This window comes from Mesorhizobium sp. FG116, from assembly GCF_057809835.1.
This window is the reverse complement of sequence record NZ_JBMDKS010000019.1, coordinates 33,084-47,217: the sequence shown is the minus strand read 5'-3', so window position 1 is coordinate 47,217 and position 14,134 is coordinate 33,084. Positions and strand designations below refer to the sequence as shown.

The window sequence follows — 14,134 nt, the reverse complement described above, 5'->3', positions numbered from 1 at the left end:
GCTTGATCCAAACGATCGACAAAAGCCGCACCGGCAATTTTGCCAGCTCAGCCACCCATGCGGCGTCTCACTGTGGAAAAGCGCGGTGCCGGAAAGAAAAACCCGAACGTCGCGCCCGTAAGAGTTCAACGGGACGACAATGGTGGGCCCGGAGGGACTCGAACCCCCAACCAAGCGGTTATGAGCCGCCGGCTCTAACCATTGAGCTACAGGCCCCACGCAGGCTGCTTAGTGTTTTTCTCGGCCCGGCACAAGGCTCTGCCGGCACTCTGGTGTGTGCCGCCCAAATCAGTCCATATTCGCACAATATGCCCGCCGAAAGGGACGCACCTCATGGAGCATTTTATGACCAGATCGTTTTTCCCATTGGCGCTGGCAGCGGCGATGACATTGCCGGCTGTAGCCCGCGCAGCCGACGTTCCGCCACCGCCGCGCATCATCGTCAGCGGCGAAGGCGAGGCCACCGCAGCGCCCGACCTTGCCATGCTCACACTTTCCGTCATGCGTGAAGCCAAGACGGCGCGCGCGGCCCTTGATGCCAACAACGACGCGATGGCAGCCGTCATCGCTGCGATGAAATCGGCCGGCATCGCGGATCGCGACCTGCAGACGGCAGGTATCCAGATCAACCCGCGCTACAACTACACCAACGATCCCGATGGTACGCAGAAGGCCGAGCTTGTCGCCTACCAGGTCACCAACACGCTGTCCGTGCGGGTGCGCGACATCGACAAGACAGGAGAGATCCTGGACAAGGCTGTAACGCTTGGCGTCAACGAAGGCGGCGGCATTTCCTTCACCAATGCCGATCCATCGAGCGTCATCACCCAGGCTCGCAAGAAGGCGGTGTCCGATGCGATCGCCAAGGCAAAGACGCTGGCCGAGGCAGCCGGCGTATCGGTCGGCAAGGTGGTCGAGATCAGCGAACAAAGCTATGCGCCTCAACCCATGCCGATGAGCGCGAAGTCATTCGATTCAGCAAGGGCGGCGGTTCCCATCCAGGCCGGCGAAAACTCATACCGGGTCCAGGTCAACGTCACTTTCGAAATCAAGTGATCGCCTACTGAACGAAATGCCCCGGAAGCGCGTGCTTCCGGGGCATTTTCTTTAAGTCTCGCAGACGAGCCTGCGATTAGCGGTAGATGACGGGGCAGCCGCGCTCGTTGGCAAACACCACAATCTGGCGATCGTGGAACCTGCGGCCCGCCACCTTCACGGTGCGGGGACCGGCATCGATGATGCGGGCACGGCGAAGGCCCATGCGCTCGGCCTTGTTCAGCGCGCGCTCCGGCGAGCAACCACGACGCCAGTCGCGGCGATCATGGCGCCAATCGTGACGACCGTAGCGGTCGCCGACATGGAGGCCGACACCGGAGCCGCCGCCGAAATTGAGGTAAAGGCCGTCCGCCTGTGCGGCGGCGGGAATGGCGGCTATGCCGCCGAGGCCGATGAGAGCGGAAAGCACTGCGGTCTTGATCATCTTGAGCATTGTCGTTCTCCTGCTGCGGTTCGTTTGGCTTGGCTTTTCCAGTCGCTCGCCAATCCATGCCGCAACACTAGAATTTCGATGCTGAACCGAACGGGAACCGCGCATTCATGTGCGGTTCATTTGTGAATCGCAGCCACAGCTCTACCCATCCTGCGACCTAAACAATTGATTTATAAATATATTTTAAGAAAATGCGTGGTGCGCCTATGGCTCTTCGTCGAGCACATAGTCGAAATAGTCTTCCGGCTCGGCCAGGTCTGTCTCGCTTGCACGCACGCGCCCGCGAATGGAGATGCCGGCTTCGTGCACCGTCTGCGCGCTACCTGAAACCAGCCTGTGCCACCAGTAAAGATCATGTCCTTCGGCAACCAGCCGGTAGGCGCAGGTGCCCGGCAGCCAGCTTATGGTGCGCACATTTTCAGGCGTGAGGCCGACGCAGTCCGGCACCTTGGCCAGCCGGTTGGCGTAGTCGGAACAGCGGCACGTGCCGGCGTCGAAAAGCCGGCAGGCAACGCTGGTCCAGTAGATTTCGCAGGTATCTTCATCTTCCAGCTTCGAGAGACAGCACTTGCCGCAGCCGTCGCACAACGATTCCCATTCGTGCGGGCTCATCTCCTCCAGCGTTTTGGTCTTCCAGAATGGCGCGTCCATCGGCCTGCATGTGGCTTGCGCAGGGCCCAAGGTCAAGCAAGAGTGGCAAAAGACACGATCTTGCCATTGTTCTGACGGGCATTCGCCTTGCATCTAGTCTATCGCGCTGATGTCGGAACCAAATGCGGGACGGCAAGTTTCGACAGCGATGGGACTTTACAAGGAGAGCGAACGAATGAAACGCCAACCCCGGATCTTGGCAGGGACCGCACTCGGCCTGCTCATGGCATCGACGCCATTGGCGGCCTTCCCGCTGTTGGACAGCGTAAACCTTTCACCACGGACCTCAGACGGAGCCTTCGTGCTTGCGCAAGCCGAGTGCGCCGAAGGCGAATCCGCCGAAGCCTGCGCCGCACGCCAGCAGCAATCGGCGCCTGCCGAGCCGGAACAACAGGCCCCCGAACCCGAGGCAGCCCCGGCCCCTGAACCGCAGCCGGAACCTGAGGCCGCGCCTGCGCCGGAACCTCAGGCAGAACAGCCTGCGCCCGAGCCGCAGCCGGCACCTGAGCCTGAGCCCGAACAGCAACAGGCCCCTGCCGCCGAGCCCGAACCCGCCCCGCAGCCTGAGGCAGCACCCCAGCCGGAAGCTGAACAGCCAGCTCCGGAGCCGGAGGCAGCACCTCAGCCAGAACCGGAGCAGCCGGCTGCAGAGCCGGAAGCCGCCCCGCAGCCCGAGCCACAGGCAGAACAGCCGGCAGAAGCGGCCCCTGCCCCAGAGCAGAAGGCTCCCGAGGCTACCCCCGAGCAGCAACAGGCGCCCGCGGCAGAACCCGAAGCTGCGCCGCAGCCTGAGGCAGCGCCTCAGCCGGAGCAGCCTGCGGCAGAGCCAGAGCAGCCTGCACCAACGCCCGATTCCGGTGCAGCACCCACGCCTGAGCAGGCTCCCGCGCAGGAACAGCCCGCTCAGCAGACCGAGCAACCTGCGCAGCAGGGTGAACAGGCTCCCGCAGACCAGCAACCGGCGACAGGCGAGCAACCTGCCACCGGCGAACAGCCGGCTGAACAGCCCGCACAGGGCGAAGCACCGGCCAATCCCAACGAAGCGCCTATCCTCGACAGCCAGAAGGAAGCACCCGCTCCCGCGCAGGGCGGCGGTGCCGCCACCGGCGGACAAGCCGCACCTGCCGATGGAGGCCAGGCAGCGCCGGCCGACGGCGGACAGGCCGCAGCTCCGCAGCCTGCTCCGGTCGATCCCGGCCCGCCTCCTGTCGACGACAAGGCTGCCCAGCAGGCGATCACGCCTGAGAAGATCGTGCCGGTGACGGAAGAAAAGGGCACGCGCCGCGAACGCGCGCCGGAGGTTGAACGTCGCGAGCGCCCGCAAGGTGCAGATGTCGTGCGCGAAATCGGCAACCGCATCATCATCCAGTTCAACAACCAGACGTTCGTGGAAAGCGATGACCGGCCGCGCATCACCCGCGACGCGCGCGATGTCTACTACGAAGACCTGCCACGCGGCCGCACGCGTGAGGTCGTGGAGCGCAGGGATGGCAGCCAGCTCGTCACCATCCGCAGCCGCAACGGCGACATCATCCGCCGCTCGCGCATCATGCCGGATGGCCGCGAATACGTGCTGAACTATGTCGATGAGCGTTACTACGACAACGTACGTGAATGGCGCGATCCGGGTTATGACCTGCCGCCCATGCGGCTCACCATCCCGCGTCGCGACTACATTCTGGAATCGCGTGCCGTCGAGGACCCGGATCTCTACTACGAGTTCCTCGAGCAGCCGCCGGTCGAGCGCGTCCAGCGTCTCTATTCGGTGGATGAGGTGAAGCGTTCCGCCCGTGTCCGCGACATCGCCCGGCGCATCGACCTCGACACGTTGAACTTCGAGTTCGGTTCCGCCTCCATCGGCGACGCAGAAGTCGAGAAACTGCAAGGCGTGGCCGACGCGATGGAGAAGCTTCTGAAGAAGAACCCGGCGGAGACCTTCCTCATCGAAGGCCACACCGACGCCGTTGGTTCGAACGAAGCCAATCTGGCCCTGTCCGACCGTCGCGCCGAATCGGTGGCGGAAGCCCTGACAGGCGCCTTCGGCATCCCGCCGGAAAACCTGACCACGCAGGGCTATGGCGAGCAGTATCTGAAGATCAAGTCGCAAAAGCCGGAGCGGGAGAACCGCCGCGTCACCATCCGGCGCATCACCCCGCTTGTCGCGCCGGTCGCCAGCGCGAACTGATAAAAATGGCGCCGCGATTCAACGGCAAGCCATTGAATCGCGGCGCTGCTATCCCAGATTTATTATGGAGTTCCCTGCCCCGTCCCGCTCCCCGCGGGACACGAGGCCCTGCCGAGCCCCCTCCCGGCAGGGCCTCACAATTATCAGGCAAAGCAACGCATTTTCCCGCGTCATCGGCGGGCGAACCCAATCAAACCCCTTGCAATGAGAAAACCTTTTCCCCAAATGCGCGCGAGATCCACAGGGCCCGCCGCATGAAGCGCCTCGAACTTGCCATTGAATCCATCATCCTGGCCTCGCGCTGGCTGCTCGTCGTCTTCTATGTCGGTCTCGGCCTTGCGCTCGCCGTCTACGCGATTTCCTTCGCCAAGAAGCTCTACGAGTTTCTCGCCACGGTGCTCCTGCTCGACGAAACCGATACCATCCTCAAGATGCTAGGCCTGATCGACGCGGCACTTGTCGCCTCGCTTGTGGTGATGGTCATCATCTCGGGCTACGAGAATTTCGTCAGCCGCTTCGATGCGCATGACGGCGAAGTCCATTGGCTGGGAACCATTGACGTCGGTTCGCTGAAGGTGAAGGTCGCCTCCACCATCGTCGCCATCTCATCGATCCATCTGCTGCAGGTGTTCCTCAACAGCTCGACCTACACGAATGCCCAGTTGATGTGGCTCACCATCATGCATCTTGCCTTCGTCGTATCTGCGCTGATGCTGGCCTACATCGACCGCGTCATGGGCCACTCCAAGGCAGCAAAACCCGAAGATGCCGCGAGCAGCGGCCCCTAGAACAGCCGCTTGATCTCGGTGTCGGTGCGCTCGAACACCTCGTCCGGCACAAAGAAGTCGCTGGCCAGCGGTCCCGTTGCTCCCGGCGCATAGTGCGAGAAGTCCGTGACGCCTTCGGCGCGCATCACTTCTTCGTCGATGTAGAAATTGCCCGTCGCCTCGCGCGACGGCCGGTTGAAAATGGCATGGGCTGCATCGGCCATGATGTCGGGGGAACGGCTCATCGCCGCGACCGTCGCCCCGCCCAGCAAGTTGCGCACCGCAGAGGTGTCGATCGTCGTGATCGGCCACAGCGAGTTCACGGCAATGCCGTCCTTGGCGAACTCCGCGCTCATGCCCAGCGTGCACATCGACATGCCGAACTTGGCCATGGTGTAGGCGACGTGGTTCTTGAACCACTTGGCCTTCATGTCGAGCGGCGGCGCCAGATTCAAAATGTGAGGATTTGCCGCCAATTTCAGGTGCGGAATGCACATTTTCGAAACGAGGAACGTGCCGCGCGTATTGATCTGGTGCATCAGGTCATAGCGCTTCATATCGGTTTCCAGCGTACCGGTAAGCTGGATCGCACTGGCGTTGTTGACGCAGATATCGATGCCGCCGAACCGCTCCACGGTCTTGGCAACGGCGTCCGCCACTTGCCCCTCCTCGCGGATATCGCACAGCACCGGCAACCCCTTGCCGCCCGCCTGCTCGATCTCCTCGACCGCCGAGTAGATCGTCCCCGGCAGCTTCGGATGCGGCTCCGCGGTCTTGGCGGCGATGGTCACGTTGGCACCGTCGCGTGCGGCACGCAGCGCAATCGCCAGCCCGATGCCGCGCGACCCTCCGGAGATGAAAAGCGTCTTTCCCTTGAGCGACATGTCACGGCCTCCAATTCAAAGATGCCCGATCCTTGCCCGCACAAGCACCCTAGCGCAAGGCCGCCACGGATGACGCAAGGGAGGCTGCACGCCCACGCACGCAATGTCATCGCATTGCCACGCGCCGCACTTATTGACACTATCTCACCGGACATGTCGCTCTTGGGGGTGTGAAATGAAGGTAGGATTGTTCGCCGCAACCGTAAGCCTGATCGCAGCCATGGCCCATCCGGCCCTCGCAGCAGATGCGCTAACCGTCATGGCTTACAACATCTGGGGCGGCGGCGGTAACGAGGGCAAGTCCGTCGACGAAACGGTCGCCGCCATCAAGGCCGCCGGTGCCCACATCATCGCCGTTTCCGAAACCCGCCTCGAAGGCGATCCCTGCACAGCCGACGTGTGCGAGCCGCGCGGAGACTCCGTCGCGCCCAAAATCGCCGAAGCGCTCGGCTATCACTACTATGACCAGACCGCCAAGAACCCGGCCATCTGGGCCAACGCCATCATCTCGAAATATCCGATCACCAAGCCAGCGGCGGACGATCTTGGCGTGTCGATCGATGTGAATGGCCGCGCGGTCTACGTCTTCTGCGTCAATCTCGATGACGCGCCCTATCAGCCCTACCAGCTCCTCAACATCGAATATGGCGATGCTCCGTTCCTGAAAACGGCCGACGAAGCGATCAAGTCCGCCGAAGAAACGCGCGGCAAGTCGTTCGATGCGCTGATCGCCGGCGCGGATGCCGCCAAGGATGCCGCAGCAGTCTTTATCGCCGGCGATTTCAACGAGCCTTCACATCGCGACTGGACCGACGGGACGGTAAAAGCTGGCCTGCAGCCCCTCTCCGTCGCATGGCCGGGCACGACCAAGCTGGAAAAAGCGGGCTTTGTCGATACCTTCCGCGCCATACATGCCGATCCGGTCGCCAAGCCCGGCATTACCTGGACGCCGACCAGCGAACCGTCCGATCCCGAAGACCATCACGACCGCATCGATTTCGTTTTCGCCCGGGCTGCCGGGCTAAAGGTCCTCAGCTCTGACGTCGTCGGCGAAAAAGCACCCGAAGCCGATATCGTCGTCAGCCCATGGCCGTCTGATCATCGCGCTGTCGTTACCAAGGTGGAATTCTAAGTTCAGGCACCGGCAGCGCCCTCCGCATACTGTTCCAGAAACTCGGCTGATGGCTGGATCGGCTTGATCACGTCGATCAGCACGCCGTTGGGGTCCGCGAAGATGAAGTGGCGCTGGCCGAACGCCTCGTCCCTCAGGCTGCGCAGGATCGGCAGGCCTGCCGCGACAATGCGCTCATGCACGGCATCCGGGTCCTCGACCTCGAAATTGATCAGCAAGCCTTGCGATGCCGTGCCGCGCGCCTTTTCGGGAATTGTCTCATGGTCGGCATCGACGATTCCGAGATTGACGCCCTCATCCTCGGTCGATTGCAGGTGTACATACCAGTCGCTTTCAAACAGCGGCTTGAAGCGAAGATGGCTGGTGTAGAAAGCCGCCGTGCCGGCCACGTCATGCGTCATGATCACCGGATAATAGCTGGTCGTTTTCATCGCTTTCCTCCTTGCCAGATTTAACATACAGTCTGCATGTTTCTAGCAATTAACATACAGGCTGTATGTATGCAACAGGAAATGCCGCGCCGCTCCAACCGCGAGCGCACCGAGACCACCCGCACCGCCCTGCTCTCGGCAGCGCGCAGGCTGTTCATCGAAAAATCCTATGCCGAAACCGCCACGCCGGACATCGTTGCGGCGGCGGGCGTGACCCGCGGCGCGCTCTACCACCACTTCGCCGACAAGCAGGCCTTGTTTAGCGCGGTGGTGGAGCAGGAGGCAGCCAAGGTAGCCGACGAGATAGAACGCGCCGCCCCTGCATCCGTGAACGCCCGCGACGCTTTGCTGGAAGGCGGCCGGGCCTTCGTCGCGGCCATGGCGGCACCCGGCCGCACCCGGCTTCTGCTGCTCGATGGTCCGGCCGTGCTTGGCCGCGCCGTCATGGACGAGATCGATGGAAAGCACAGCGCCCGCACGCTGCACGAAGGGCTGGCGATTGCAATGAGCGAAGGCGGCATGATCGAGCTGCCGCTCGATGCCCTGACCGCACTGCTCTCAGCCGCGTTCGACCGGGCAGCACTCGCAGTTGAGGCCGGCGCCAAGCCGGCTGACCTGAACGCGGCGCTTGCCGCGATCATCGATGGCCTGTTTGCAAAATAGGCGGCAGCCTCAACCGAAAATACGGTCGCCCTGCTCGTTGACCAGTTGCACGCCCTTGCGGATGGAGATGTCCGCCGCATCGTCCAGCCCCGGAAAGCGGTCGGCACGAATGAACCGGTGTTCCTTGGTCTCACCGTCGATCACCTTGGTGATGACGCCGCATGTCTGGTACTGGCCTTCCGACTTGTAGGGCGTGGCGCTGATCGTAAAACCGTTGTGCTCGACCTGTTTGACGGGCTTGGCATCCGCCGGAGCCTCGGAGGATTCACCGCCGCCACCGAACAGTTTCTTGAAAAATGACATTGCTTGGCCTCCCGTCTACGCACCCTCTATAACCCCGACCTGCCCGCAGGCAAACCGCCGAGCCAATATCAGGCGGCGGTCTCCTGTGCGACCGCCTTCGCCACTGCCGGCCTGTCCATCATGCGCTTGCGATGATCCATCACGCGCGGCAGCCGTCCGGTATCGACGCCGTCACCCTCGAGCCACTGCGCGATTGTGAACAGATAGGGATCGGCAACGGTGTATGCCTCTCCCATAACCCACGGCCCTTTCAGCATCCCATTCTCGATGAGATCAAAACAGGCGCCAACAGATTGCGGCACTTTACGCCGCATCGATTCAAACGCCGCCTCGTCGTCGGCCCATCGGCTGCCGCGCATCTTGTGGGCATGTGCCACATGTACCGTCGAGCAAAGATAGCTGGTGAATGCCTGCAGTTCGGCAAAGGCGAAGGCATCGTCCAGCGGTGCGAGCTTTGCCTTGGGATGCGTCTGCGCGACGAAGGCAAGGATCGCCGGCGTTTCCGTCAAGACACCCCGCTCGGTTGCAAGTGCCGGCACACGGCCTTTCGGGTTCAGCGCAAGATATTCGGCCGATTGCTGTTGCGTTTTGGAAAAATCGAGGCGGTTCAGCCGGTAGTCGGCACCGGCCTCCTCCAGCGCGATATGGGACGCGAGGGCACAGGTCCGGGGAGCGTAAAACAAAGTGAGCATGGCAATCCTGCAAATTTAGGCTTCAAGCCATGCTGGCCTTTGGGGTCCTGAATTGCAATGTGCCTCAGGCACCGCCCCATATGGACAGAAAGGCGACGCGCCGGTTCGCGGCGCGTCGCCGCGTCTCTATCCGAGCGAGGCGACCACCGCGCGATAGGCATTTTCGGGGAATGCCTTAAGCGTGCGCGAGCGGATGTTGCCGGCGGCGCCGATCTGCAGCGCAAACCGCGCAGCCACGGCATCGTCGGGCGCCTCGCACACCGCCACCATGTCGTACTCGCCCATGGTCATGTAGAATTCCTTGAAAGAACCGCCCATGTCGGCAAGGGCCTTCCTGGCCGCATCCAGCCGCTTGGGTGAGTCACGCACTGTCTTCACACCTTGATCAGTCCAGTTCAGAAGCATGATGTAAGTGGTCACGGTTCACCTCCCTACCGCCACCTTGCCGTGCAGGCAGCACGTTTCCGGTGCCGGAAATAACCGCCCCCCAGCCACAATTATGAACCTGGACAAGCCGCCGCGCCACAACCGCCGGATGCGGCGGCTCAAAATGCAAAAAGCCCGGCATTTGCCGGGCTTTTCGCTTCAAGCGGTCAACAGCAGACTAGCTGTCGAGGAAGCTCCTCAGCTTGCGCGAACGGCTCGGATGCTTGAGCTTGCGCAGCGCCTTGGCTTCGATCTGGCGGATACGTTCGCGCGTCACCGAAAACTGCTGGCCGACTTCTTCCAGCGTGTGGTCGGTGTTCATGCCGATGCCGAAGCGCATGCGCAGCACGCGCTCTTCGCGCGGCGTCAGCGAAGCCAGCACCCGCGTCGTCGTCTCGCGCAAATTGGCCTGGATCGCCGCATCGATCGGCAGGATCGCCATCTTGTCCTCGATGAAATCGCCGAGGTGCGAATCCTCTTCGTCGCCCACCGGCGTTTCGAGCGAGATCGGCTCCTTGGCGATCTTCAGCACCTTGCGCACCTTTTCCAGCGGCATGGCGAGCTTTTCCGCCAGTTCCTCCGGCGTCGGCTCCCGGCCGATCTCGTGCAGCATCTGGCGCGAGGTGCGCACGATCTTGTTGATCGTCTCGATCATGTGCACCGGAATGCGGATGGTGCGCGCCTGGTCGGCGATCGAGCGGGTAATCGCCTGCCGGATCCACCACGTCGCATAGGTCGAGAACTTGTAGCCGCGCCGGTATTCGAACTTATCCACGGCCTTCATCAGGCCGATATTGCCTTCCTGGATCAGGTCGAGGAACTGCAAACCACGGTTGGTGTACTTCTTGGCGATGGAGATGACGAGGCGCAGGTTCGCCTCCACCATTTCCTTCTTGGCAATCGCTGCCTCGCGCTCGCCCTTCTGCACCTGATTGACGATCTTGCGGAACTCGAGGATCGAGATCGCAGTTTCCGTTGCCAGATTCTGGATTTCGGCGCGAAGGTCCCGGATGGTGTCCTTCTCGTTCTTGGTGAATTCCTTCCACCCGCGCGACGTCAGGTTGGCGATCGAGCGCATCCAGTTGGGGTCGAGTTCCGAGCCCTGGTATTCCTTGAGGAATTCCTCGCGGCGCACGCCATAGCTTTCAGCCAGGCGCAACAGCTTGCCCTCGTTCTGCACCAGCCGCTTGTTGATGTCGTAAAGCTGCTCGACCAGCGATTCGATACGAGCCTGGTTGAGCGACAGCGACTTCACTGCCTTGATGAGCTGGTCCTTCAGTTCCTTCAGGCGGCGATCCTGGCTGGGCGACAGCGTGCCGGCCGCGGCCAGGCGGTTTTCCACCTGCTGGTCCTGCAGCTTGCGCAGCTTCTTGTAGGTGTCGGCGATGACGTCGAGCGTCTCCATCACCTGCGGCCGAAGCTCGGCTTCCATGGCCGCCAGCGAAAGGTTCGCCTCGTCCTCGTCTTCCTCGTCTTCTTCCAGCCCGCGCGTGTCGCCGCCGACATTGGTGATGTCGTCTTCGTCCTCGCGCGAAGCGCGGCGCGGCTTCTCGTCGGTCTTCGGCTTGGCGTCTTCTTCCACCCGCTCGACGATCGGCGCCTGCTTGGCCTCGGGGCCGGCATAGGTCGCTTCGAGATCGATGATCTCGCGCAGCAGGATCTTGGCTTCGTTGAGTTCGTCGCGCCAGATGATAATGGCCTGGAAGGTCAGCGGGCTTTCGCACAGGCCCGCGATCATCGTCTCGCGGCCAGCCTCTATGCGCTTGGCGATCGCGATTTCGCCTTCACGCGACAGAAGCTCCACCGAACCCATCTCGCGCAGATACATGCGCACAGGATCGTCGGTCCGGTCGGTCGGTTCCTTCTTGGCGACGGCCGCTACCGCAGTACCGGTCTGCTCGGCCAGTTCATTGGCGTCTTCTTCGGCGTCGGCCTGGCCTTCGCCCTCGGCTTCCTCGCCATGCTCGTCGTCTTCCACGACATTGATGCCCATGTCGGAAAGCATGGCCATGGTGTCTTCGATCTGCTCGGAAGTCACTTCCTCGGACGGCAGCACCGCGTTCAGTTCGTCCATGGTCACATAGCCGCGCTTCTTCGCGACCTTGATCATCTTCTTGACAGCATCGTCGGAAAGGTCGAGCAAGGGGCCATCGGTTGTGCCTTCGCGCTCGGTCTCGACCTCTTCCTTTTCCTTTGTCGCCATTCTTTTTATGTCTCCAAGCGGCTCTACTGGTAAGCCGGGCAAGCTATCGAACCGGGTAATGTCATGGGCGCGTTCGTCTGGAACGATGCGCCCCACCATCACAGTTGCCGCATGTCTCGTTAAGTCTGGATTAACCCTGATATCTGTGGTCGGTTTTCCATCCGTCCAGTGACCGGTACCCTCGCATCTGCGCTTTTGTCGTCGACGCCAGTGGGCTAAAGTTTTCGAATCGACCTGATTCCGTCATTCTGCCTTGAGGTCAAGCGCCTGTCGCATGATTCGCGTCAAAAAAGCGAATCAAATGCCTGTATATGCCTCGCAGAGGCTAAACACGGCCGACTCGTCCCGACGAAACACCAAATCCCTCGATCAGCGCCTCCGTTGCCTGCACGTCCCTGAATTGCGCCTGGATTTCGACCAGTCGCCGGTAATTTTCATCCGTGGGATCTGTAGCCAGCGCAACTTCGGCCTGCTTCAGCTCCTTATGTAGAGTTCGCGCGCTGCGGTGCAAGTGCAGCGCCTGGCTGAAGGCATCGCGCGCGTCCTCAAGCGCAGCACTTTCCAGCGCCGGCCATTGCCGCGTGCGCTTGATGAGCCCCACCGCACGGTCCCAGATGTCGGTGCAACCCGCCCGGCCGATCGCCTCCACCACCGCATTGCGCTCGTTGGCAAGATCGTGCGCAAGCGCATCCAGCAAGGCCGCGTGAAGCTTGCGCAAGTCGCTGTTTGCAAGATCCAGGAACTCGACATACTCGAAATTCTCGTCGATCAGCGCCGGATGGTTGATCAGCGCGACCATGATCGTCGCCTCGCGCACCGACATCACCTCGCCACCGCGCTTCAACAGGGCCGAGCGCCCGAGGCTTTCGCTTATCGGACTGCGTCCTCCCGCGCCACCGCGCGACCATTGGCCGCCCCCTGGCGCGCCGAAATTTCCGCCCTGCCCGCGCCGCTCCCCGGCTCGCTGCGGCCTGCTGCGCTGCGAGCCGAAGAAACTCTGCACGCGGTCGCGCATCTCCTGATTGTAGTGGAACCGCACACTCTCGTCGCGGATGCGGTTGGTCAGTTCCCGAAGCGTCTTTTCCAGTTCTGCCCGCCGCTCCGGCGTGTCGAACACGCCGCCTGCCGTCTCGCGCATCCACAGAAGGTCGGCCAGCGGGCGCGCTTCCCCAAGCACCGCGCGGAACGCATCCGGCCCGTCCGCCTTGACGAGGTCATCCGGGTCCTTGCCCTCAGGCAAAAGCGCAAAGCGCGCGGTCTTGCCAGCTTGGATCGACGGCAGCACCAGATCGGCAGCCCGCCACGCCGCCTTCAGGCCGGCGCCGTCGCCGTCGAAGCACAGCACGGGCTCGCCGTTCATGCGCCACAGAAGTTCCATCTGGTTCTCGGTCAGCGCGGTCCCCAGCGGCGCGACGACGTTCTCGAAACCGGCCTGCGCCAGCGCAATCACGTCCATGTAGCCTTCTACCGCGATCACCGTTCCGTCTTTGCCCATTGCCTTGCGGGCGCGGGCGAAATTGTAGAGCACGTTGCCCTTGTGGAAGAGTTCCGTTTCCGGCGAATTCAGGTATTTGGCCGGGACGTCCGATGACATCGCCCGCCCGCCGAACGCAATGATTCTGCCGCGTGAATCGGGGATAGGAAACATGATGCGGTCGCGGAAGCGGTCGTAGGAAAGCGCCACGCCCTCGAAAACGGTAAGCCCGCAGGCCTCCATCTGCTCCTTGGTGACACCCTTGGCGGCAAGATGTTCCTTCAGCGCATTGCGGCTGTCCGGCGCATAACCCAGGCGGAACGACTGCTGCGTCGCCGGCGTCAGGCCGCGGTCGCGCAGATAGGCGCGCGCCTTCGCCCCGTCGCTGCCATGCAGCCGATCCTGGAAAAAGGCCGTGGCCATTTCCATCACGTCGGTCAGGCTGGCGCGCTGCTGCTCGCGCCGCTCCTCCTGCTCGTCACGAACAGGCATCGGCACCCCGGCCATGTCGGCAACGCGCTCGACGGCTTCCGGAAAGCTCAAACCATCGAGTTCTGTCAGGAAACGGAAATGATCTCCCGTTACCCCGCAGCCGAAGCAATGGTAGCGCCCCTTCTTGTCCTCGCAGTGGAACGACGGCGATTTCTCGCCATGGAACGGACAGCAAGCCCAATAATCGCCCCGCGGCGCGTTGGTCTTCTTGCGATCCCACGAAACACGCGCGCCGATAACCGATGAAATCGGCACGCGGTCACGGATCTCGTCGAGAAATGAGGGCGAAAAACGCATCAGAAAATGGCTCTTTTCACTTCATATAGCCATCTGCATCCGCCA

Annotated in this window: 14 protein-coding genes and 1 tRNA gene; 5 read left to right on the top strand and 10 right to left on the bottom strand. The window is 62.2% G+C overall.

Going from position 1 to position 14,134, the window contains the following annotated elements:
• Positions 1-140: 140 nt before the first annotated feature.
• A tRNA-Ile gene (locus tag ACODTY_RS15540) sits at positions 141-216 on the bottom strand.
• 129 nt (positions 217-345) lie between these two features.
• Between ACODTY_RS15540 and ACODTY_RS15535 the strand changes: the two genes are divergently transcribed.
• Entirely contained in the window at positions 346-1,056 is a 711-nt protein-coding gene (locus ACODTY_RS15535) for an SIMPL domain-containing protein (RefSeq protein ID WP_488995117.1), read from the top strand.
• 76 nt (positions 1,057-1,132) lie between these two features.
• Here ACODTY_RS15535 and ACODTY_RS15530 read toward each other — a convergent pair whose 3' ends face one another.
• The gene (locus tag ACODTY_RS15530) at positions 1,133-1,489 is read right to left on the bottom strand and encodes a hypothetical protein (RefSeq protein ID WP_488995116.1); all 357 of its coding nucleotides are present in this window, start codon (positions 1,487-1,489) and stop codon (positions 1,133-1,135) included.
• Positions 1,490-1,693: 204 nt separating this feature from the next.
• Positions 1,694-2,140 (bottom strand): YcgN family cysteine cluster protein, encoded by a 447-nt coding sequence (locus tag ACODTY_RS15525; protein ID WP_488995115.1) that lies wholly within the window; start codon positions 2,138-2,140, stop codon positions 1,694-1,696.
• Between the two features lie 175 nt (positions 2,141-2,315).
• On the opposite strand from ACODTY_RS15525, the gene ACODTY_RS15520 reads away from it, so the two are divergent.
• Together ACODTY_RS15520 and ACODTY_RS15515 are read left to right on the top strand one after the other, a co-directional pair.
• Positions 2,316-4,325 (top strand): OmpA family protein, encoded by a 2,010-nt coding sequence (locus ACODTY_RS15520; RefSeq protein WP_488995114.1) that lies wholly within the window; start codon positions 2,316-2,318, stop codon positions 4,323-4,325.
• Between the two features lie 254 nt (positions 4,326-4,579).
• A complete protein-coding gene (locus ACODTY_RS15515; protein ID WP_488995113.1) occupies positions 4,580-5,113 on the top strand; it encodes a TIGR00645 family protein in 534 nt (177 codons plus the stop codon).
• On the opposite strand, the gene ACODTY_RS15510 is transcribed toward ACODTY_RS15515, so the two are convergent.
• Complete coding sequence (locus ACODTY_RS15510; RefSeq protein ID WP_488995112.1) at positions 5,110-5,976, bottom strand: SDR family oxidoreductase; 867 nt, start codon at positions 5,974-5,976, stop codon at positions 5,110-5,112. The two genes, ACODTY_RS15515 and ACODTY_RS15510, sit on opposite strands and share 4 nt — an antisense overlap.
• Positions 5,977-6,151: 175 nt before the next feature.
• Between ACODTY_RS15510 and ACODTY_RS15505 the strand changes: the two genes are divergently transcribed.
• Complete coding sequence (locus tag ACODTY_RS15505) at positions 6,152-7,108, top strand: endonuclease/exonuclease/phosphatase family protein (protein ID WP_488995111.1); 957 nt, start codon at positions 6,152-6,154, stop codon at positions 7,106-7,108.
• A gap of 2 nt (positions 7,109-7,110) precedes the next feature.
• On the opposite strand, the gene ACODTY_RS15500 is transcribed toward ACODTY_RS15505, so the two are convergent.
• Positions 7,111-7,539 (bottom strand): VOC family protein, encoded by a 429-nt coding sequence (locus ACODTY_RS15500; protein WP_488995110.1) that lies wholly within the window; start codon positions 7,537-7,539, stop codon positions 7,111-7,113.
• A 69-nt stretch (positions 7,540-7,608) separates the two neighbouring features.
• On the opposite strand from ACODTY_RS15500, the gene ACODTY_RS15495 reads away from it, so the two are divergent.
• A complete protein-coding gene (locus ACODTY_RS15495) occupies positions 7,609-8,202 on the top strand; it encodes a TetR/AcrR family transcriptional regulator (RefSeq protein ID WP_488995109.1) in 594 nt (197 codons plus the stop codon).
• Positions 8,203-8,211: 9 nt separating this feature from the next.
• Here ACODTY_RS15495 and ACODTY_RS15490 read toward each other — a convergent pair whose 3' ends face one another.
• The 5 genes from ACODTY_RS15490 to dnaG form a co-directional block, all read right to left on the bottom strand.
• The gene (locus ACODTY_RS15490; RefSeq protein ID WP_488995108.1) at positions 8,212-8,505 is read right to left on the bottom strand and encodes an HlyU family transcriptional regulator; all 294 of its coding nucleotides are present in this window, start codon (positions 8,503-8,505) and stop codon (positions 8,212-8,214) included.
• Positions 8,506-8,573: 68 nt separating this feature from the next.
• Entirely contained in the window at positions 8,574-9,197 is a 624-nt protein-coding gene (locus ACODTY_RS15485) for a glutathione S-transferase family protein (protein ID WP_488995107.1), read from the bottom strand.
• A 126-nt stretch (positions 9,198-9,323) separates the two neighbouring features.
• Entirely contained in the window at positions 9,324-9,617 is a 294-nt protein-coding gene (locus tag ACODTY_RS15480) for a GYD domain-containing protein (RefSeq protein WP_488995106.1), read from the bottom strand.
• Positions 9,618-9,801: 184 nt separating this feature from the next.
• Positions 9,802-11,826 (bottom strand): RNA polymerase sigma factor RpoD, encoded by a 2,025-nt coding sequence (gene rpoD / locus ACODTY_RS15475; RefSeq protein ID WP_488995105.1) that lies wholly within the window; start codon positions 11,824-11,826, stop codon positions 9,802-9,804.
• A 325-nt stretch (positions 11,827-12,151) separates the two neighbouring features.
• The gene (dnaG, locus tag ACODTY_RS15470) at positions 12,152-14,089 is read right to left on the bottom strand and encodes a DNA primase (RefSeq protein WP_488995104.1); all 1,938 of its coding nucleotides are present in this window, start codon (positions 14,087-14,089) and stop codon (positions 12,152-12,154) included.
• Positions 14,090-14,134 lie beyond the last annotated feature (45 nt).

Bases quoted from the DNA above. Each gene is read 5' to 3' on its own strand.
- rpoD (WP_488995105.1), bottom strand. From the start codon at position 11,826: ATGGCGACAAAGGAAAAGGAAGAGGTCGAGACCGAGCGCGAAGGCACA.
- ACODTY_RS15490 (WP_488995108.1), bottom strand. From the start codon at position 8,505: ATGTCATTTTTCAAGAAACTGTTCGGTGGCGGCGGTGAATCCTCCGAG.
- ACODTY_RS15535 (WP_488995117.1), top strand. From the start codon at position 346: ATGACCAGATCGTTTTTCCCATTGGCGCTGGCAGCGGCGATGACATTG.
- ACODTY_RS15495 (WP_488995109.1), top strand. From the start codon at position 7,609: ATGCAACAGGAAATGCCGCGCCGCTCCAACCGCGAGCGCACCGAGACC.
- ACODTY_RS15510 (WP_488995112.1), bottom strand. From the start codon at position 5,976: ATGTCGCTCAAGGGAAAGACGCTTTTCATCTCCGGAGGGTCGCGCGGC.
- ACODTY_RS15520 (WP_488995114.1), top strand. From the start codon at position 2,316: ATGAAACGCCAACCCCGGATCTTGGCAGGGACCGCACTCGGCCTGCTC.
- ACODTY_RS15515 (WP_488995113.1), top strand. From the start codon at position 4,580: ATGAAGCGCCTCGAACTTGCCATTGAATCCATCATCCTGGCCTCGCGC.
- ACODTY_RS15500 (WP_488995110.1), bottom strand. From the start codon at position 7,539: ATGAAAACGACCAGCTATTATCCGGTGATCATGACGCATGACGTGGCC.
- dnaG (WP_488995104.1), bottom strand. From the start codon at position 14,089: ATGCGTTTTTCGCCCTCATTTCTCGACGAGATCCGTGACCGCGTGCCG.
- ACODTY_RS15530 (WP_488995116.1), bottom strand. From the start codon at position 1,489: ATGCTCAAGATGATCAAGACCGCAGTGCTTTCCGCTCTCATCGGCCTC.
- ACODTY_RS15525 (WP_488995115.1), bottom strand. From the start codon at position 2,140: ATGGACGCGCCATTCTGGAAGACCAAAACGCTGGAGGAGATGAGCCCG.
- ACODTY_RS15505 (WP_488995111.1), top strand. From the start codon at position 6,152: ATGAAGGTAGGATTGTTCGCCGCAACCGTAAGCCTGATCGCAGCCATG.
- ACODTY_RS15485 (WP_488995107.1), bottom strand. From the start codon at position 9,197: ATGCTCACTTTGTTTTACGCTCCCCGGACCTGTGCCCTCGCGTCCCAT.